The organism is Bacillus cereus group sp. BfR-BA-01380, from assembly GCF_022663535.1.
Taxonomy (GTDB): Bacteria; Bacillota; Bacilli; order Bacillales; family Bacillaceae_G; genus Bacillus_A; species Bacillus_A cereus_BB.
Genome location: NZ_JAKUFS010000002.1, coordinates 262,991 through 282,418 on the forward strand (window position 1 = coordinate 262,991; position 19,428 = coordinate 282,418).

A 19,428-nucleotide genomic window follows, 5' to 3' on the forward strand; every position below is an offset into this window, starting at 1 on the left:
TTTAATTTTTCGGCATCTTTGTCTAACTCTGCCTAAACAGTCGGCTTCGCTTTTCTTTATGATCCAGCTCCAGCGGCTAGAACAGTCGATGGCTTCGCGTCTTCCGCCGAGGCAAAAAGCGCCTCTATGTCAGAAGCACCATCCCCCTCTTGTTCTGAGCGAGCCGCTTCCGCTTGTCTTTGTAAGTCGCTGCTGTACAGGATCCAGCATGACCGCTACTTGCTTACTCCTTTTGTTTTAAACTTTGCATGTGGTAGGAAAAGGTCCTGACCATTTCTATGTGCGGCCAAATGCTCTCGTTCTTCTACAAAGCAAAAGGGGGGATAGCGTTTTTTAACTTGTATATATGTATTTCCAAAATTTTTCAACTGTTAACAATTTGACTGTGAGTTATAATAAGAATGCACAACTATATACGACTCCTTTCAAACAGGCAGTATGAAAGCTCTCTGAAAGAGAGCTTTTCTTTTTGGAATATATATTGATAACCATTCTCTTTAATGATACAATATGTTTAAGGTTGATAATCATTATCAAAAAAAGGTGTGATAAATATGGTATATGCATTTTTAGGAGGAACAATTGTTTTATATACAGTTGTAGCAAAGCATGTGTTACATCGAGTAGGAGCAACTAAATAATGAACTATAATACATAGAAATCCTTTTCGTTCCCACGGAGAATGAAAAGGATTTTTTTATTTTTTTACTGTGAAGATGCTGAAAATTTAGTAATATATAAGATGGAAACATCATGGAATAAAGGGGCACGAGGGGATGACAAAAACATTGCAAACAAACAGTATACAAAAGCTGGTTTGTTATTATGAAGAATGGCAGAAAAAAGGTGATATAGAACATAGTGAGAAGTTGCTTGAAGTTATACGGAAATATAAAGAAGAGCAGCTTATGATTGCATTTTGCGGGCATTTCTCTGCTGGAAAATCAACAATGATGAATTATTTATATAAAGATCAATTGCTGCCAACAAGTCCGATTCCAACGAGCGCGAATGTTGTAAAGATAGAAAAAGGACAGAATCGCGTTGTTGTTATCTTAAAATCAGGACAGAAATACGAGTATGACGGTATGTATACGGCAGAAGAGTTGAAAGAACTTTGCAAAAATGGTGATGAAGTAATCGGTATTCATATTTATCGCACTGATGCACCGCTTCCAGAAGACGTTGTTCTTGTTGACACTCCTGGTATTGATTCAACTGATGACGCCCATCAACTTGCAACAGAATCTACATTGCATCTTGCTGATGTTATTTTTTATATGATGGATTATAATCATGTGCAATCGGAAGTGAATTTACAGTTTGTTAAAGAGTTAAAACAGCGTAACAAAACCGTTTATCTTGTTGTGAATCAAATTGATAAACATAAAGAAAATGAATTACCATTCGAGGTATATCAAAACAGCGTAGCACAATCATTTTTAAATTGGAATATAGAAGTTGATGGTATATTTTATACGTCTTTACGTATGCAGAATCACTCACATAACGAATTAGGTCAACTAGAGCAACTCCTTTCCTCGATAGTAAAGGAAAAAAGTGTGTATGTGAAAAGAGGAATGGAGGGAGAAGTATCTTATTTATTACAAGAACATTTCTCATTTCTACTTTCACAATATGAAAAACAATTGGAACCGTTTCAACAAGAGTTAGCATCGATGTTATCGCTGCAAGATGTGACGGCGATTTTAGAACAGCTTGCAGAAAAAGAAAAGCATATTACAAATGCAGAAACGCAAATGAGAGATCAGTATTTTAGCGGCTTGCAAAATATTTTAGACAATGCATATTTAATGCCGTTTGAAATGCGTGATTTAGCAAATCAATATTTAGAGACGAAGCTCACAAAATTTAAAGTTGGTTTACTGTTTTCGAAAGGAAAAACAGAGCAAGAAAAACAGCGTCGTTTAGAAGCGTTTTATGAAACACTACAGAAAACAGTAGAGACGCAGCTTGATTTTCATATGAAAGAGTACGTTGTATCTTTTTTAAAGCAAGAAGAGCTATTCACAGAAGAACTTGGAAAAGTAATATATGATTTAAATGCAGACTTTGGTCCGGCATTACTGGAAGCAACTATTAAACAAGGAGCTGGATTTACTGGAGATTATTTACTTCGTTATACAGAAGATGTTGCAAATGAACTGAAGAAACGTTATCGCCATGAAGCACAGAATATACTTGAAAAAAGTTTGCCACTCTTGCACAGTAAAGTACAAGTAGATATCCAACATATTCGAGAAGAAATAGCACAATATGAAGCTGTAAAAGAAGCTAGGGAAATAAAATTACAGTACATGCAAGAGTATGATCATTATCAAACATACTTACAAGATATATGGCACGATCGTTTTTCTATTCCACAAAGTATAGATATAGAAAAAGCTTTACAACAAACAAAGAAAGTAACAAACGAAAAGTTTCAATTACAATCACAAAGCGAAGTAGCGGGTGAACTCATTGACAATGAGTCCGAACCAATAATGGAAACAAAGCTTAATATTGCCCAGATTATAGATCATGTTAAGGGTGCAGAAGATGTTTTGCAGCAAATTCCAGCTCTTAAACATGTACAACAAGAAATCATGGAGAAAAGGAAACGTGTGGAAGCGAAACAGTTTACAGTGGCGCTATTTGGAGCGTTTAGTGCCGGGAAATCTTCCTTTGCTAACGCGTTATTAGGAGAAAAGGTATTACCGGTATCACCTAATCCTACAACAGCAACGATTAATCAAATTTTACCAGTAACAGATGAGAAACCGCATGGCACGGTAATTGTACAGTTTAAATCAGAAACGGCACTTTTTGAGGATTTAAAGGCCGTTTATAAATTATTTTATCGTGATATTACTTCCTTGGAAGAAGCGCTTCTGCAAATTGATGATGTACTGCAATATCCAGAACCAAGCGGTAGACAAAAAACAACGTTTAGTTTTTTACGCGCTGTGCAGCATGGATATACGGAAGTAAAGCATCGGTTAGGAGAACAATCTCGGGTAACGTTAGCTGAATTCGCTGATTATGTTGCCAATGAAGAAAAATCATGTTTTGTAGAGTATATGGAGCTTTATTTTGATTGTGAGTTAACAAGACAGGGCATTGCACTTGTGGATACGCCGGGGGCAGACTCTGTTAACGCTCGCCATACAGACGTAGCGTTCCAATATATAAAGAATGCAGATGCAATTTTATTTGTAACATATTATAACCACGTGTTTTCACGAGCAGATCGAGAATTTTTAATTCAACTTGGCCGTGTGAAAGATACATTTGCACTTGATAAAATGTTCTTCTTAATTAATGCGGCTGATTTAGCACAGTCCGAAGAGGAGTTGCAAACAGTAAAAGGATATATTAGCGATCAATTATTACAGTACGGAATTCGTAATCCGCGTTTGTTCGCAATATCTAGTTTATTTGCATTGGAAGAAAAACAAGGAAAAGATATTTCGAAAGAAGCGTATGGCATTTTACAACAATCTGGCCTTGCGCAATTTGAACAATCTTTCACTTCCTTTATTATGAAAGATTTAATGCTTGTATCAGTTCATTCTTTATACGGAGCACTTCAAAATGGTTATAAGCTTCTTGCAAATATGATTGAAAGTGCAATGCAAGGAAATGAAGAAAAAGAACAAAAACGACAAAAATATGAAGCAGAACGTGAAGAACTGCTTCACATGATCTCTTCGCACAGCGTTCTAACAGAAGAAAAGGCGTTGGAAAATGAAGTGAAAGAACTTTTATATTATGTAAAGCAACGTTTATTTTTACGATACAATGATGTGTTTACAGAATTTATTAATCCAGCTTCCTTGCGAACACAAGGGAATGTGAAAGAAAAATTACAAGAATGCATGATGGAGTTAATAGCTTTCTTACAACATGACTTATTGCAAGAAATGCGTGCAACTTCGCTGCGTCTTGAAAAATGGATAAATGAAACGATGAGACATGTGCAAGAAGGTGTAGCAGAGCAATGTGTTACAAGGAATGAACAGCTCGTAATCCATACAGATGTAACATATGATTATCGCGTTCTTATGAATGAAAACCCATTTCCAACTATAGAAGCAATACAATTTAAAAAAGCATTATCTCATTTTAAAAGCGAGAAAAATTTCTTTGAGAAAAATGATAAAGCATTGATGCAAGAAGAAATGAAGCAAACGTTAGAACCGTTTGTAGCAGATTACGTAACAGAAGAACAACACCTATTTGTTAATCATTATAAACAAGAATGGCTTCATAGATGGGAACTTGTGAAAACAACTATAATGCAAGATATAGCACAATACTATGAAAGTTTATTATTTGCTTTATTGGAAACAATTGATGTTTCTGTATACGAACAGCGAAAAGAAGAATTAGAAAAGCAGTTACTAAAAATAGAACATGAAGTAGAAGGATTATAAGGATTAAGAGAAAAAAATACGTTCAATACGTTTTTGTAGTACAGTATCTAATGATTTTACAAATCCAGCAAATTCATCTGAGGAAACCATATGAGTTAAGACGAGACGTCTTCCATCTGGCGTTTCGCCGCATAAGACGAAGGAAGTGAACTCATATGGTTTTCCTTCTATCACTAATTTTGGATAGGAATACGTACCGTTTTTCTTTTTCTTCTCATCAATGGAGATTATATTGCACTTCTTTTCATTGTTGTCCATAGTGATGACCTCCTTTGTATTACTTATGGAAGACAAGTATGGTTTAGAACAAAGAGGAGAGAGAATTTTTATGAGAGAATTAGTAATTGAACGTGTTTCACCAAATGAAGCACCGCTTTCGTTATTATTACTTGCCGATCCAAGCGAACGACAATTGAGATCGTATCTTCATAGGGGCATCATTTATACCGCAAAGCGTCTTGAACGTGTGATTGGTGTATATGTGTTGTTAGAAACGCGCCCAAATACAATGGAAATCATGAATATTGCTGTTTCTGACAAAGAACAGGGAAAAGGCATCGGAAAGCAGTTGCTACAGCATGCGATGATAACTGCAAAAGAACAAAACATGCACACGCTTGAAATTGGGACAGGCAATTCTAGCGTTTCACAGCTTGCTTTGTATCAAAAATGTGGATTTCGTATTTTTTCTATTGATTTTGATTACTTTTCAAAGCATTATGAAGAAGAGATTATTGAAAATGGCATTGTATGTCGTGATATGATTCGGCTTACAATGGACTTGCATTAGGAGGAAGAGGACATGGAAGTACATGAAGCAATTACAGCACATTCTCGTAAACAAAATGAAGTGGTGAAAGCATTTCTACAGTTAGAAGCACAGCGTGAAGCGGCGATTGAAGCAGCTGTATCACTTGCGTCAAATGGGAAACCTTTCTCTGTTGATGTAATTAATATGGTAACAAAACAAATTAATGATCTTGCAAAGAACGGCATTGCACAGCAGCGTAAGATTGTAACAGAAGAAATGGTAATGGAATACGTAGGCCGTTTAAAAGAGAAAGAAGGTCGTTAAGTATGATTGTTACAGTCGAATGGTTACATGAACATATACAAGATGAGCATGTTAGAATTATCGATTGCCGTTTTGACTTAGCAAATCCAAATTGGGGAAGAGAACAATATAATGAAGCACATATTCCGTCTGCGCTCTATTTTGATTTAAATAAAGATTTATCAAGTCCGGTTACAAAGCATGGGGGGCGTCATCCGCTTCCAAGTATAGAAGAGTTTGTACAAAAGCTTTCACAAGCTGGGATTGATGAACATACGACAGTTGTGGTATATGATAGCCAAGGAGGAGCAATGGCTTCTCGTCTATGGTGGCTTTTAACATATCTTGGGCATAATAAAGCATATGTGCTAAATGGCGGTTTCCCAGCGTGGAAGGAACGAAATTTTGAAATAGTGAATGAGATACCGGTATTTGCACCGAAGACGTTCGTTCCATCTATACAACATGATACTGTCGTAACGATGGAAGAGTTGCAAGCGAAAATTAGCAAACATGCTGATATAACACTGATTGACTCGCGAGAACCAAAGCGTTATGCAGGATTAGAAGAATTAGTTGATAAAGCAGCTGGTCACATTCCAACTGCGCAAAATTATTTTTGGAAAGATGGTGTAACAGAGTCTGGTGCTTTGAAGGAGAAGGAGGCACAAGAAGATCGTTTTATCCATCTCGATAAAGAGAACGAAACGATTGTTTATTGCGGATCTGGTGTAACGGCGTGTCCAAACGTATTAACACTAAAAATGATTGGTTTTACAAATGTAAAATTATATGTAGGTAGCTGGAGTGATTGGATTTCTTATCCTGAAAATATAATTGTGAAAGAAAAACAGTAGCCTATTGCACCTTAAAAAAATTTGTATTACAATAGGGACACAAACAAGAAATACTAAAAAATAATATATTTTACACGTTGCGAACAATGTGATAAGATAGCGACAAATAAATAAAACATCCTGCGGTGTGCGTAACTTATTTATGTCTAAAACCGATGATAGTAATACGGAAGTTCGATATTTAGAGGCCAACATCATGCCTTTCTTTGAGAAGGAAGATGAAAGGCAACTGTGAGAACATCCACCTGCGAGTAGCGGGTTTTTGGACATTTACGAGGGACGGCACGTGCGGGGGTTCTATTTATACTTACGATTAATAACTTCCTGCGATGTACGTAGCTTGTGTATGTCTAAAACCAATGATAGTAATACGGAAGTTCAATATTAAAATGTAGCCATCAAGCCATCTTTTTAAGAAGGAAGATGAAAGCATTTTTGAGGACATCCACCTGCGAGAGCGGGTTTTTGGACATCTAGAAGAGAACGGCATATGTGGGGCTATATAAAAAACCTTACGTTTTATACGTAAGGTTTTTATTTTGTTTAGAAAGGTTGTATAGGACTTTTCGTGTTATCTGTATTCGCCAGTAAATTCACCATAATAAACATAGCACTTTCGATCTTCATCAATCTCCCTAGAGTCTAGGGCAAATTCCATTAATAACCCTTCTCTTTGAACGTACAAAATATCTGAATGGAGATACGTTAAGATTTCTTCATGGTTCCATACATCTTTACTTTCTATCAAAATCGAATTTATTCCTTGTAGTTCTCTAATCTCAAAACCTATATGGGAATATGTTTTTTCTGAGGAATCATCGAAGAACTTTTCTTTTTCCACATATAATACTGCTGTTCCGTCAGAGTCCATCGCGGTCGCTGTTACAACATACGTATCCTCTTCTTTAACGAAATACTCACAAGTCATTCTTGCGACCGCTTCGGCGATCGAAATATCTGCATAGTTCCATAAGGCAGGATATTGTTTAGCTTCATCATTGAGCCGATATTCTAACCGCAATAGTAATCCCTCTTCCTTTTTATTCTATTTTATCATGAATTCTATTATAATAAAATTATAATTTATAAAGGAGTGTAGGAAGGTGACAAAAACGAAATGGTTAGTAACAGGTGCTCTTACTTCTTTCATGGCCAGCACTTTATCTGGTTGTACAAAAGATCTCCCTCCAAAACCAAATAATAAGAGTTGTTCTGATTGGGATTGGGATGATGAACTTGGAGTGTGGCGATGTGATGACAATCATTCGAGTTATCATGGGCATTATTATTATAGTAGTAACTATTATCAAGATAAATCAACTTTCAAAAATTCCCCTGAATTTAAGTCCTATCAAGCTTCGTCTAATTTTAAAGGGGGAATTGGAAGCGGTTCAACGGGCGGATCCGGAGGTTAAATCATGCCGTTTTACATAAAGGAACGAAGTCAATTTTATTCAAGGTTCCCTCACTTTTGGTCTGACTTATATGGGAGTGAGTATAGCCTTTTTCATGCTTTTGAAGTAACAGAACAAACGATTAGGCATTTGCAATTAGCAACAGAACGAATGGGAAAAGTATTTTTTAAGACTGCTAGTCTTCTTCGGACTTTGCCAGATGATCAGCTTCTTGAACTTGGTTTTCCATCTTCAAGTCTACCTTTTATTAGAATGAAATCCTTATTTCCTGAATCTGTTATTTCACGGTTTGATTTTGCTGTGACAGATGGTGTTATCAAAATGCTGGAATTTAATAGTGATACCCCAACTTTTATTGTGGAATGCTTTCAAATGAATGGAAAAGTATGCAAGGAATTAAATTATCATGACCCAAACGAGAATCAGGAACGTCTTCTGTCTTCTGGTATCACAAAAGCTGTAATGGAAGCTGCTAAAGGAATAGAAATGCCAAATGTTGTCTTCACAGCCCATCATGAACATATAGAAGATTGGAATACTACTAGGTATTTGAGTCAGCTATGTCAGGTTGAAAACAAAATGATGTCAATGTCAGAACTCAGAATTACTGAAGATGCTTTGATCGACAGAGACGGTGTGCCAATTGATATTTTGTATCGTCAAACATATCCAATTGAAGATTTAGTTGAGGACCGGGATCCTAAAACTGGAGATTTTGTAGGGATTGAGTTACTGCAACTTGTAAACAAAGGAAAGCTCTTTATTATAAATCCTATTTCATCTTTTCTACTTCAGCCGAAATCGATACAATGCTTGATTTGGGGATTAGCTGAGATAGGCGCTTTTTATACAAATGAGGAACGTCAATGGATTAAGGAATATATGCTTCCTACTTACTTAGAACCAGATCTATTTTTAGGGGAAAGTTCTTTTGTGCAAAAACCTTCGTTCGGTAGAGAAGGTGACACGGTTACAATTCGTGACAAAGACACGAATATTGTGATTCAAAATTCATATCAAACGTATAAAAAAGAACTTCCTGTGTTTCAAAAATACATAAAGCTTCCAGCTGTTTCTCTTGAGACTGAAAAAGGGAACGAGGAGCTATCGTATGTGTTTGGATCGTTTTTAATTGCTGGGAAACCAAGTAGTATTGGTATACGCGCTGGTGAAAAAATTACAGGGAATGAATCTTATTATTTACCTGTAGGGATTAAAAAGGAGGATTATAAATGATGAACTTTTTACTTTATTTAGCAGTTTCGCTCGGTCTTTTATGTATTGGTCTGTTTCTTATGGAAGTAACAACAAAAGTAAAGGAATTTGCGCTAATGGCGAAAGGGAATCGAGCAGCAAGCTACTCACTTGGAGGAAGACTTCTTGGTCTTGCTGTCGTCTTGTATTCTACTGCTGCTCATTCTGTTTCACTAATGGATATGGTTTTATGGGGAGCGATTGGAGTTTTAGCACAAATCGTTGTGTTTTATTTAGCCGAATTGTGCACACCGCGTTTTAATATTAATCAAAGCATTGAAGAAGATAACCAAGCCGTCGGACTTTTCCTTATGTTTTTATCAATTTCTATCGGAATTGTGATTGCTGGGTGTTTAACATATTAAAAACCTCACGTTTTATACGTAAGGTTTTTATTTTTCATTCGTTAATCCTTCTGATACATAATCAATAAGTCTGTCCATTACTTTAGGAAATAGTTCCTGGCCTAAATCATTTTCTAGGAAATATTTGTTGTAATAAGGAAAAGTTTGAATTCAAAGTGTTGACATCTATTTTAAATAGGAGTAACATTTTATATGTAATAAAATATGTCTCTGTTAGGTGAGGCTCCTGTATAGAGAAATGCTACTGCCCAAAAATGTCGAGAGACGCCAATGGGTCAACAAGAATGATCGAATTAAGGTCTTTTTTAATGTAGCTGGTTAAGAACCTATGCTATACAGTGCTAAAGCTCGGCGAGGGAGAGGTGCGATTGTGTTTAATATAGGCTACTGAAACGTAGTTGTATGAAACTAAACATCGCTTATTTATGTATGTTCAGACCTTTACCCGCTCTCGGGTAAAGGTCTTTTTAATTCAGGTTTATGTTAAATATACATAGCTAAAAATAATTATATGAGGAGGTGAGGAGCAATGTCAGCTTCGGACTCGGTTCCGTTACCCAGGTATTTCGAAAATAGAATGTGTGATGTAGGTAGGAAACGACTTGTTCCTCCCTCTATATCTGTAAATGGATAAATTGAGAAACAATGAGTTTCTTCCTGCATGTGTGAGGGAGGAGACGGACGATGTTATATGTAAACAAACGAGAAGGAATTATAAATAATATAACTCATAAAAAAACGATAAAAGTACAAGAGATTTTACAGCAGAATAATGAAATGCTGATGGAAGTTGCGATTCGAGATGTAAAATCTGTGTATGCTTATTTTAAAACAACAAGAAATGGCCTTTCTGTTAAAGAGGCAAAAAGACGTATTGTACAATATGGGAAAAATGAACGATATGTGAATAAAAAAGTTATGCTGACTCATATTATGATGAAGTTGATGGGAAAAGTAAATCTGTTCGAAAAGGAAGCGAATCAAACGAACGTAACAACATCAAAAACAGTTGCTGTTTTAAGAGTAGTAAATGATAAAGTGAATGGGATAGATACAGATTCTGAAATGATGAATATTCCAATAGAAGAATTGGTCCCAGGAGATGTGATTTGTCTTTCTGCAGGTGATACTGTACCAGCTGACGCCCGGATTATTTACGCAAAAGATGTATTAGTTGATGAATCTCCTTTAACGGGAAAAGAGATGCTTGTAGAAAAGTATGAAAGCTGCTATCACATTGAGAAAAAAAGATTTATGCCGCTAAAACGCATAAAAGATTATAATCCACTTTATCTTGAAAATTTATGCTATCAAGGTACTCACATTGTTAGCGGAACAGCAAAAGCAGTTGTTGTTTCCACTGGAAATAATACGTATGTGGAATTATTACATCAATGTTGTAAGTAATCTTTATGGATGCTAAATAAAGCAAATCATTGTATAATAACAATTACAATCATTATTTGATTATATAACCTTGCGTCATGACGTGAGGTTTTTATTTTTTGTCATTAGGAGAGGAATTATGAAAAAAGTATTATTAGTAGATGGTATGGCACTATTATTTCGTGCCTTTTATGCAACAAGTGTGTATGGGCAATTTATGAAAAGACAAGATGGTATTCCAACAAACGGAATACATGGTTATATGAAGCACTTATTAACAGCAGCTAGTACAATTGAACCGACTCATATCGTAACGTGCTGGGATATGGGGAGTACAACATTTCGAACAGAAGCGTTTTCAAACTATAAGGCGAATCGAGGAGCACCGCCAGAAGAGTTAATTCCACAATTTGATTTAGTGCAAGAAATGACTGCACATTTATCTATCCCGGTTATTGGTATGAAAGGATATGAAGCTGATGACTGTATCGGGACATTAGCAAAAGTGTATCAACATGAAGCAGAAGTGTTTATTTTAACAGGTGATACAGATTTGCTACAGCTAGTTGATACAAAAATTACAGTCATGCTTCTTCGAAAAGGAATTGGAAACTATGAATTTTACACGCCTGAAAAAATTATGGAAGAAAAAGGCGTAGAGCCGTGGAAAATTGTTCATGCAAAGGCATTTATGGGTGATTCAAGTGATAACTATCCAGGTGTTAAAGGCATTGGTGAAAAGACAGCATATAAGCTTATACAGGATCATGGAACAGTTGCAGGTGTCTTAGAAAACATTACATCATTAACAAAAGCACAGCGTACAAAAATTGAGAGTGACTTAGACAACTTGCACATGTCACTACAACTTGCACAAATTCATTGTGAAGTGCCAATTTCGTGCCGATTAGAAGAAGCTTTTCACACAATTGATGAGGGAAAGATCCAATTCGTTTGTGAGCAAATGAACTGGAGAAGACCAGAAATGTTTGTAAACATGTTATAGAAAATGGTTTTTGAAAAAGATTTATATTTGACTATAGATAACGCCCAATCAAATTAAGAGTTTGATTGGGCGTTATTATTTATATAAAAAGACATAAAAAACCTTTTTTTGGGGGGAGACGAGAGCATCTGGCCATGCATAGAAGCGGTCAGGGCCTTTTCCTGCCATATGCGAGGCTTAAAACAAAGGGAGAAAACAAGTAGCGGTCATGTTGTATTCTGCATAGCAGCGACTTAGATGTCGAAAAAATAAAAAGGATTTATATATCTGGTTTCTGCAATATTTAACTTCTTTAAAATGATAGTAAGAATAGTGAACAAGCTGCTGGCAAAGTTATGTTTTAACGTATTTCCGAAAGAAGTCCCCATCTTCAAGCGCGTGACGGGCAAAAGCCCAGCGTTTAAGTGGTGGGTAGTTGACTAGTAGAACGATATATATACTAACTTATGTAAAAATATACGTAGTTTTCATTTGAATTTCAAATGGATTTCACACGAATCTTTTATTATTATACAATACAGATAATTATTTATCTTTTATATAAATAAAATTTTGTATCCCGTATTAACAAGCAGTGATCACCCGTTTCAAGATTTAAAGAGAACGAAGAAGATAGGCGAGGGACTCTCACTAAGGGAAGTTTCGCTTGTAATAATTAAGGAGGAAGATCAAGATGCGAAAAAAAATAAGAAAATCCTTTAAACAGTTACTAATAGAAAATAAACAATTATTATTGAATGATAAAGAAAATATAAGAGAAATTGAAGAAAAAATTGAAAAAAGACATATATCATATAAAGCAGCGAGTAATTGAGTAAAGAGTGCTTAAAAAATAAAGTGGAACTTCTATTCGTGAAAGAAGTTTCACTTTATTTTAACGATTAAAAGAAGAGGAAATTACCGATAAAAAAAGCGCGATGGCTTTTTTGCAGAAGTTACAATCATAACTTCATGCAGCCTGCACTTCTTTTTTTCGTTTATTTGGTAGTTCTACAAAGATCATTCCTAAGAAAATGCAAATACATCCAATGATAGCTGATATCGATAATTGCTCATTTGCAACAAGAACACCTGTTATTGCTGCAAAGACGGGTTCCATTGCAAAAATAATAGCAACGCGGGTAGGAGATGTGTATTTTTGCGCTGTTGTTTGAATAAAAAATGCAAGGGAAGTGGCAAAAAGTGATGTTAGCAATAGTGCAAATAAAAATGAGCGATTTGTCCATAATGACATCGAAAATAATTTCTCCCAATCTTCAAACAGAAAAGCGCAAATAGAAGAGAAGAGTCCTACTGCTAATATTTGTGTAGTACTTAATAATAACGGAGATATCTTTTTTGAAAAGAATCCATTTACAAGGATGTGAGCAGCAAATGCTACAGCACAACCTAAGATAAGAAAATCTCCCGTATTGAATTGAAAAGCGTCTCCAGCTGTTAATAAAAATAATCCGATTGTAGCTGCTGTAATTCCGAGTACGATAAATAGATTCGCTTTTTGTTTTAAAAAGATAAACGATAAAATGGGTACCATGACAATGCTGAGCCCTGTTAAAAATCCTGCTTTAGAAGAGGTTGTATATAATAAACCAAACGTTTGTAGTAAATACCCAACAAACAAAAAGAATCCTACTATCATACCAGCACCGCTACTAAATCCTGCGCGTTTAATGGGTATTTTTTTTATAGAAATGAGCTGAATCATGGATAAAATTATGCCGGCTAATAAAAAACGTACACCATTAAAAGAAAATGGCCCGACAAATGACATGGCATTTTGAACGACAACAAACGTAGCTCCCCAAATGAAAGCAACAAACAATAAAGCGAGAGGAGCAATCCACTCTTTTTTCAATACACTACCTCCGTTCATTTTTTTGTATAGCTTTTCGTGCTAACTCATCGGCTGCTTTATTTTGGCTGCTTGGAATCCACTTTATAAAAAAGAGATCAAATTGCTGGATCATTTTTAGTGCCTCATCTAAAAGTGGTACATATAATGGGTTTTTTACATATTGTTTTTCAAGCGCTCGTTCTACAAGCTGTGAATCTGTTCGAAACGATACAATTTTATAATTATGTTCGGTGCAATATTTTAATGCAGCAAGTAATGCATGATACTCTGCTTCATGGTTGCTCATAATCCCAAGTGGGACAGCGAGCTGTACAGGAGGTTGAACCCCTTTAATAAAAACCCCAGCGCCGGAAGGGCCAGGGTTTCCTTTTGATGCACCATCAATGTACACTTCAATCAAACTGAAACCCTCCAATTAACCGATTGTAATACTATAGCAGCATGTAAATGTTTCATTCGCTTTTAACATTTGAATTCCTTTTTTCTCTTTAAAGTCTTTTGCGGGTTCTAATTCATCGGCGATGCCATACCAGGGTTCAATACAGAGGAACGGTGCACCGTTTCCTTGTGTCCATACACCGACAAATGGGAATCCTGCAAATGATACTTTGACAAACTTATTATGATTGTGAGAACGGATGGTAATTTCATTTTTGTTCATATTCTCAAATATAAGTGCATCGTTTTTAAATAAATCGTATGTAAGTGGAAGCTTTGTTGCTTCTTCGGCTACTACGAGTTTATTTTTAGAAAGAAATGGTCCTTCTAGTACACTTGCTTCTAAGCGCTCTGGAGTGCTGAAAGATAAGTAGTAGTCTGTGAAAGATTCATTTGGTAATAAGGGACAATTAAAAGCAGGGTGTCCTCCAATTGAAAAATACATTTCTTTCGAATTAGAATTGATTACTTCGTATGTTACGTATACAGATGTTTCATTTAATTCATAAGAAACAAGTAATTCAAATGCAAACGGATAGTTTTGTAAAGTTTCTTCATTACTTGTTACTGCGTATGTAATTTTTGATTCACTTTGTTCTTTTATTGTAAATGTTAAATCACGAGCAAAGCCATGTTGTGTTAATGAATATGGTTTACCATTAACATAATATGTATTGTCTACTAATCTCCCCACGATTGGGAATAAAATAGGAGCGCGTCGTCCCCAATACTTTGAGTCTCCTTGCCATATATATTCTGTATGATCTTCTTTTAAACGAACGCTTTGCAGTTCTGCACCTTTTTCAGAAATGGACACGATCATTTTTTCGTTTTGAATCGTTGCTGTCATGAATAAACCTCCTAAATCTTTCATGTTTTTATTATACGTTCCATAAAAAGAAAAGGATAGTGTATGACCATCCTTTTGTAATGTCCGCCTAAAAAAGAGGGATTTAAAGAGATAAATTCATATCGGAGATCGTTATGGATTTCGAATAGAATACTGTCCTGATAGACAAAATAGGATAAAATGAAAGTGTAATATTTCGTATGAACGTGTATGGGTTTTGTATATAAAAGGGGGGAGCAAAATGAAATATAAAATTACTTGGTTATATCGAACAAAAGATGGTTTAGAGACTAGTTTGGAAACAGATTTCCTTCGTTTAGAAGAGGCAATACAATTCGCAACGGATTTTGAAAAAACAGGGAGAGCGAAGGAATTGTTATTTCAGGATGAGATGGGAGTAGAATGGACGTTAAAAGAAGTTAAGAAATTAAGTAAACAAGTTGAAGAAGAAGTGCAAGATCTTACGCTTTATTTTGATGGAGGGTATGATATTGACACAAAAGAAGCAGGTGTAGGGGTAAGTATTTATTATAAGAAACAGGGAAAATTGTATCGAATTCGCCGCAATGCTTACATAGAAGGAATTGATGATAATAATGAAGCGGAATATGCAGCGTTATTATATGGAATGAACATATTAGAAGAGCTAGGGGTTAAATATGAATCGGTTATACTGCATGGTGATTCTCAAGTAGTTCTCCAACAATTAGCGGGTGAATGGCCATGTTATGAGGAGCATTTAATTCATTACTTAGACCAGATTGAACAAAAAGCAAAACAGATGAAAATAAAACTAGTATGTGAACCGGTTTCTAGGAAACAAAATAAAGAAGCTCATCAATTAGCAACACAAGCACTGGAAAGAACGAACATTGATAGTCATAAAGAAATAACCGAATAGGAGTGTAGAAGGAGTGAATCGTAAGCAACTGATTACTGAGGTGAATGATTTATTAGAAACATATTGCGATGGTTGCTTTTTGCAAAAGCATTTTCGAAAAGAACATAGTAAATATTATGCTCACTCCTTTTGTATTCGGCAATGTACGATAGGAGAAAAGTTACAAGAGTATGGAAAACAATTACAATAGCCGCCTTTTGAAGGGGCGACTTTTTATCCCGCTATTTGTGGGCAGTAATACTCCCGCCTCAAAATTCAGCGAAAACATTGTCCAGCTTCAGTGGCTAGAATCTCCGGTCGTTTCGCTCCCTTGGACGAGGCAAAAAGCGCCTCTCTGTCGGGTGCTCCAACGTCCTGCGATTCTGAGCGAGCCGCTTCCGCCTTTCTTAAGAAGTTAGGCGGGAGATAAACTGCCCGTAAAAGCCCGATTGGTGAGGGCTGATAATCAGTGGGGGATGAAGAAAACCCCCACTGATTAAAGTTTCACTTTATCAAGAAAAGATAGACTGATGATAAGTGTTGTATTCTGGAAAAAATATTTTTTGAAAATCCAAAGAGTCATAAGTAATACTTATCAAATATTATAATTAATCAATATTTCACTTATTGTATTTGGCGATATAAAATGAAAGAGGATTTAGAAAGTGTTAAAAAAATTATTTGGCTATAGAAGAATTCAAATTTCAATTGATAATGGGAGTGGATTTTATGATTCTTGGTTTGCATCACGCTCAGATAACTATTCCAAAAGGTGCTGAAGAAGAGGGGAAAAAATTTTATTGTGGAATTCTTGGTCTACCTGAGAAAGAAAAGCCCGAATCACTAAAGGGACGCGGAGGATTTTGGTTAAAAGTCGGAGATAGAGATGTACATATAGGTACAGAAGAAGGTGTTGATCGATTAAAAACAAAAGCCCATATAGCTTATCAAGTAGAGGATATATCGTACTGGAGAAATGTGTTAGAGCAAAATAACATTCAGATAATTGAAGGAGTACCAATCCCAGGCTTTGAACGTTTTGAGTTCAGAGACCCATTCGGAAACAGAGTGGAAATGATTCAAGAAATTTAGTTACTCCATTAATTAAATTTGGTATTTAGATGAAGATAAATATAAGTAAAAATAGACAAAAAGCTTAGGGGAATTTTCTAAGCTCTTTGTTGTGATTTATACTGAAAATTCGCTTGATATTTAATTGCGATTTACGATGAAAAATGGTACATTTTTTATCGTTTTGCACCTCAAAAGTGAACCCGTTAAAAACTTCTCTGGATGTTTTTTTAATTCTTTGCTTCTTGCAATTGATGCTCGCATCTTTCTAATTGTTCTTCTTGATCCAACAAAAATGGTGCATCTAAATCTGTTGCTACTTCTTTCATTGTTTCGAGCTGCTGACGAGCGGATTCAACGGCATTTGTAGCGTGCTGCAATGATTCAGGGTCCATTGTGATCGTCGCAGAACCAACCATCTTTTGAGCAGTTTCAACGCGGAATTTTACTTCTTCAAAATCGTTTACAGGTGAACCCATTGTTTTCTCCTCCTTATTTTCTCATTTCACATAGTTTTTGCTCTGTGGAAAAGAAATATACAGAAGAATAATAAAGGAGGTTATCAATAGATAACCTCCTATCATGTATCAAATTAAAGTTTTACTACGTTAGCAGCTTGAGGTCCACGATTTCCTTCAGCGATTTCGAAAGAAACTTCTTGACCTTCTTCTAAAGATTTGTAGCCTTCCCCTTGAATTGCAGAGAAGTGTACGAATACATCGTCAGCACCTTCAATTTCGATAAATCCAAAACCTTTTTCGCTATTAAACCATTTTACTTTACCTTGCATGCTACAATGCCCCCTAAATATAATTACTTTCTCATTTAGTGAATGATACCTAAAATATTTACAAATTCATAAAATTGAAATTGTTATATTCTCGAATATTCTGCTAAATAATATCTTAAATATACATGTAATGGGAGATTTTAGTCAAGTAAGCGGTTTTATTTTTGTATTTTTAAATAATTTTTTACACTATATGAATAGCAATTAAGAAATCAATAAAAAGTTTTTTTAGATGGGCGAGAGCAGGTCATGTTTTGTTCTACATAGCAGCGACGCATATGTTGAAAAATTAAAAATGAAAGGTGTCAATTCAGATAGTTTTTATATGTTTATAGATTAAAAAATATTTAGAATATTTGTATTTTTATTGTGGATTTTAAAGTGTAAAACAAGGAATTTTACATTCAAATATCGAATATAAAGGTAGGAAGAGATAGGTGGACTTCATCAATCCTTCATGGCAGGTTTTTGATTCGTCAAACCTTGTTTTTGGGTTTGGTGTAATGGAAGTACAATTATTTTATGGAATGTAAATATTGCATATAAAGCATTACCATTGTTTATATAAGATTGAAGGGGAGATTTCTATGTATCGAACCACAGTAAATGAAAAGGAAATTATTATTACATTAGCAGCAAAAATACGTAAAGAAGTAACAGACAGAAATCCATTATACGAGGCTGTTCTTCAAGTAGCTGAACGATTGCTTCAAACAAAACAACCGACATTTGCTGTAAATCATGAAATATTAGGGTTGATTATTGGAGAAGTACAACGAGGAGAAGTGACAGTTTTTGCAGTGGAACATATTATTCCAAAACAGAATATATTCAGTGCGAGCAATATTTTCTATCCAAATGAGGGAACAAGCAAATTTGTAATGGGAATAGAATAGAAATAAAAAAGCGGCCATAACAATGCGTTACGGCCGCTTTCTAAAAGAGAGAGGGGAATGGGGATGAAACGGGTAATAAAAGAGTATTTTTTTCAGCACGATATTGTCATTATGATTGGAGTTTTAATTGCTTTTATCGTGTTTTTGAACATGAAATTGTTTACATGGATTGCAGCTATTGCAGTTATTGCAGGTATTATCTTTTATACAATTAACGAATATGTAACACATCGTTTTTTATTCCATTTAAAACCGCCAAAGAATCCATTTTTATTAAAAATGTTAAAACGTCTTCATTATGATCATCATGTATACCCGAATGATTTAAAGCTACTGTTTTTACCTGTGTGGTATAGTCTTCCTGGATTTGCGATCTATTTATGTATTGTATATGGTATTACTTCTAACGTTACGCTGACATTATCATTTGGAATTGGAATGATCTTTATGCTATTAGTATATGAATGGAAACATTACATTGCTCACAGGCCAATCCGCCCATTAACTCCGTACGGAAGGTGGCTAAAGAAGCAGCATACACTCCATCATTATAAAAATGAGAATTATTGGTTTGGAGTATCGAATCTATTTTACGATTTTCTGTTTAAGACATATAAAGAAGTAAAAGATGTCGAAACGAGCGAAACAGCTCGTAATTTAGAAGGTGAAAAAGCGGTGCGATAAGCACTGCTTTTTATTTTAATAAAATATATTAGAAATTTGGAGAAAAATGACAGAATTTGTCTATCGAAAAATCTTTGCTTACAAAAATAGATTGTCTAAAATAAACTTAAGTTTCTGAATATTTATAAAATTTAGTGTTTTGAATTATGAAAGAAAGCTTTTAGAGATTTGGATTGAAAAGAAAGGAGTAG

Annotated in this window: 22 protein-coding genes, 2 other RNA genes and 1 riboswitch; of the genes, 17 read left to right on the plus strand and 7 right to left on the minus strand. The window is 35.2% G+C overall.

Annotated features, from left to right (window positions below; all coding sequences use genetic code 11):
• The first annotated feature begins 776 nt into the window (after nt 1-776).
• On the plus strand, nt 777-4,436 hold the full coding sequence (locus MR076_RS03180) for a dynamin family protein (protein ID WP_242217494.1): 3,660 nt from the start codon (nt 777-779) through the stop codon (nt 4,434-4,436).
• Nucleotides 4,437-4,439: 3 nt separating this feature from the next.
• On the opposite strand, the gene MR076_RS03185 is transcribed toward MR076_RS03180, so the two are convergent.
• Nucleotides 4,440-4,694 (minus strand): DUF3931 domain-containing protein, encoded by a 255-nt coding sequence (locus MR076_RS03185; RefSeq protein ID WP_020059547.1) that lies wholly within the window; start codon nt 4,692-4,694, stop codon nt 4,440-4,442.
• A gap of 70 nt (nt 4,695-4,764) precedes the next feature.
• Here MR076_RS03185 and MR076_RS03190 point away from each other — a divergent pair, with 70 nt between their 5' ends.
• The 5 genes from MR076_RS03190 (at nt 4,765) to ssrS (MR076_RS03210) (ending at nt 6,850) form a co-directional block, all read left to right on the plus strand.
• Complete coding sequence (locus MR076_RS03190; RefSeq protein ID WP_242217497.1) at nt 4,765-5,226, plus strand: GNAT family N-acetyltransferase; 462 nt, start codon at nt 4,765-4,767, stop codon at nt 5,224-5,226.
• 12 nt (nt 5,227-5,238) lie between these two features.
• Nucleotides 5,239-5,511 carry a YpbS family protein gene (locus tag MR076_RS03195; RefSeq protein ID WP_242217499.1) on the plus strand — a complete coding sequence of 91 codons (273 nt, stop codon included), beginning with the start codon at nt 5,239-5,241 and terminating at the stop codon, nt 5,509-5,511.
• Nucleotides 5,512-5,513: 2 nt separating this feature from the next.
• Nucleotides 5,514-6,347 carry a sulfurtransferase gene (locus tag MR076_RS03200; RefSeq protein ID WP_242217501.1) on the plus strand — a complete coding sequence of 278 codons (834 nt, stop codon included), beginning with the start codon at nt 5,514-5,516 and terminating at the stop codon, nt 6,345-6,347.
• 114 nt (nt 6,348-6,461) lie between these two features.
• A non-coding RNA gene (gene ssrS / locus MR076_RS03205) (6S RNA) lies at nt 6,462-6,646 on the plus strand.
• A 19-nt stretch (nt 6,647-6,665) separates the two neighbouring features.
• A non-coding RNA gene (ssrS, locus tag MR076_RS03210) (6S RNA) lies at nt 6,666-6,850 on the plus strand.
• A 68-nt stretch (nt 6,851-6,918) separates the two neighbouring features.
• On the opposite strand, the gene MR076_RS03215 is transcribed toward ssrS (MR076_RS03210), so the two are convergent.
• Nucleotides 6,919-7,368, minus strand: a complete 450-nt coding sequence (locus MR076_RS03215) for a hypothetical protein (RefSeq protein ID WP_242217503.1) — start codon at nt 7,366-7,368, stop codon at nt 6,919-6,921.
• Between the two features lie 82 nt (nt 7,369-7,450).
• Here MR076_RS03215 and MR076_RS03220 point away from each other — a divergent pair, with 82 nt between their 5' ends.
• From MR076_RS03220 to MR076_RS03245, 6 genes are all read left to right on the plus strand, one after another.
• The gene (locus MR076_RS03220) at nt 7,451-7,762 is read left to right on the plus strand and encodes a hypothetical protein (protein WP_242217505.1); all 312 of its coding nucleotides are present in this window, start codon (nt 7,451-7,453) and stop codon (nt 7,760-7,762) included.
• 3 nt (nt 7,763-7,765) lie between these two features.
• The gene (locus MR076_RS03225) at nt 7,766-8,998 is read left to right on the plus strand and encodes a glutathionylspermidine synthase family protein (RefSeq protein ID WP_242217507.1); all 1,233 of its coding nucleotides are present in this window, start codon (nt 7,766-7,768) and stop codon (nt 8,996-8,998) included.
• Nucleotides 8,995-9,381, plus strand: a complete 387-nt coding sequence (locus MR076_RS03230) for a DUF350 domain-containing protein (RefSeq protein ID WP_242217508.1) — start codon at nt 8,995-8,997, stop codon at nt 9,379-9,381. The genes MR076_RS03225 and MR076_RS03230 overlap by 4 nt, the downstream gene beginning before the upstream one ends.
• 202 nt (nt 9,382-9,583) lie before the next feature.
• Nucleotides 9,584-9,749: riboswitch (M-box (ykoK) riboswitch) on the plus strand.
• 316 nt (nt 9,750-10,065) lie between these two features.
• Nucleotides 10,066-10,788, plus strand: a complete 723-nt coding sequence (locus MR076_RS03235) for a P-type ATPase actuator domain-containing protein (protein ID WP_242217510.1) — start codon at nt 10,066-10,068, stop codon at nt 10,786-10,788.
• 118 nt (nt 10,789-10,906) lie between these two features.
• Complete coding sequence (locus tag MR076_RS03240) at nt 10,907-11,773, plus strand: 5'-3' exonuclease (RefSeq protein WP_242217512.1); 867 nt, start codon at nt 10,907-10,909, stop codon at nt 11,771-11,773.
• Between the two features lie 673 nt (nt 11,774-12,446).
• Nucleotides 12,447-12,587, plus strand: a complete 141-nt coding sequence (locus MR076_RS03245; RefSeq protein WP_242217514.1) for an FbpB family small basic protein — start codon at nt 12,447-12,449, stop codon at nt 12,585-12,587.
• Between the two features lie 135 nt (nt 12,588-12,722).
• On the opposite strand, the gene MR076_RS03250 is transcribed toward MR076_RS03245, so the two are convergent.
• The 3 genes from MR076_RS03250 to MR076_RS03260 are packed head-to-tail and all read right to left on the minus strand — an operon-like array spanning nt 12,723 to nt 14,916.
• Entirely contained in the window at nt 12,723-13,628 is a 906-nt protein-coding gene (locus tag MR076_RS03250; RefSeq protein ID WP_242217515.1) for a DMT family transporter, read from the minus strand.
• A gap of 4 nt (nt 13,629-13,632) precedes the next feature.
• Nucleotides 13,633-14,028, minus strand: a complete 396-nt coding sequence (locus MR076_RS03255) for a reverse transcriptase-like protein (RefSeq protein WP_242217517.1) — start codon at nt 14,026-14,028, stop codon at nt 13,633-13,635.
• A 15-nt stretch (nt 14,029-14,043) separates the two neighbouring features.
• The gene (locus MR076_RS03260) at nt 14,044-14,916 is read right to left on the minus strand and encodes an aldose 1-epimerase family protein (protein WP_242217519.1); all 873 of its coding nucleotides are present in this window, start codon (nt 14,914-14,916) and stop codon (nt 14,044-14,046) included.
• A 241-nt stretch (nt 14,917-15,157) separates the two neighbouring features.
• Here MR076_RS03260 and MR076_RS03265 point away from each other — a divergent pair, with 241 nt between their 5' ends.
• The 3 genes from MR076_RS03265 (at nt 15,158) to MR076_RS03275 (ending at nt 16,888) form a co-directional block, all read left to right on the plus strand.
• The gene (locus tag MR076_RS03265; RefSeq protein WP_242217521.1) at nt 15,158-15,817 is read left to right on the plus strand and encodes a ribonuclease H family protein; all 660 of its coding nucleotides are present in this window, start codon (nt 15,158-15,160) and stop codon (nt 15,815-15,817) included.
• 13 nt (nt 15,818-15,830) lie between these two features.
• Nucleotides 15,831-16,007, plus strand: a complete 177-nt coding sequence (locus tag MR076_RS03270) for a zinc-finger domain-containing protein (protein ID WP_090912350.1) — start codon at nt 15,831-15,833, stop codon at nt 16,005-16,007.
• 518 nt (nt 16,008-16,525) lie between these two features.
• Nucleotides 16,526-16,888 carry a VOC family protein gene (locus MR076_RS03275; protein ID WP_090912348.1) on the plus strand — a complete coding sequence of 121 codons (363 nt, stop codon included), beginning with the start codon at nt 16,526-16,528 and terminating at the stop codon, nt 16,886-16,888.
• A gap of 209 nt (nt 16,889-17,097) precedes the next feature.
• Here the strand turns inward: MR076_RS03275 and MR076_RS03280 are convergent, their stop codons facing one another.
• Together MR076_RS03280 and cspD are read right to left on the minus strand one after the other, a co-directional pair.
• The gene (locus tag MR076_RS03280) at nt 17,098-17,346 is read right to left on the minus strand and encodes a DUF2564 family protein (protein ID WP_242217524.1); all 249 of its coding nucleotides are present in this window, start codon (nt 17,344-17,346) and stop codon (nt 17,098-17,100) included.
• A 113-nt stretch (nt 17,347-17,459) separates the two neighbouring features.
• Nucleotides 17,460-17,657, minus strand: coding sequence for a cold-shock protein CspD (gene cspD / locus MR076_RS03285; RefSeq protein ID WP_242217526.1), 198 nt, complete (start codon nt 17,655-17,657; stop codon nt 17,460-17,462).
• A 587-nt stretch (nt 17,658-18,244) separates the two neighbouring features.
• On the opposite strand from cspD, the gene MR076_RS03290 reads away from it, so the two are divergent.
• Nucleotides 18,245-18,553 carry a cytoplasmic protein gene (locus MR076_RS03290; RefSeq protein WP_242217528.1) on the plus strand — a complete coding sequence of 103 codons (309 nt, stop codon included), beginning with the start codon at nt 18,245-18,247 and terminating at the stop codon, nt 18,551-18,553.
• A gap of 63 nt (nt 18,554-18,616) precedes the next feature.
• On the plus strand, nt 18,617-19,237 hold the full coding sequence (locus tag MR076_RS03295; protein WP_242217533.1) for a sterol desaturase family protein: 621 nt from the start codon (nt 18,617-18,619) through the stop codon (nt 19,235-19,237).
• Nucleotides 19,238-19,428: the final 191 nt, after the last annotated feature.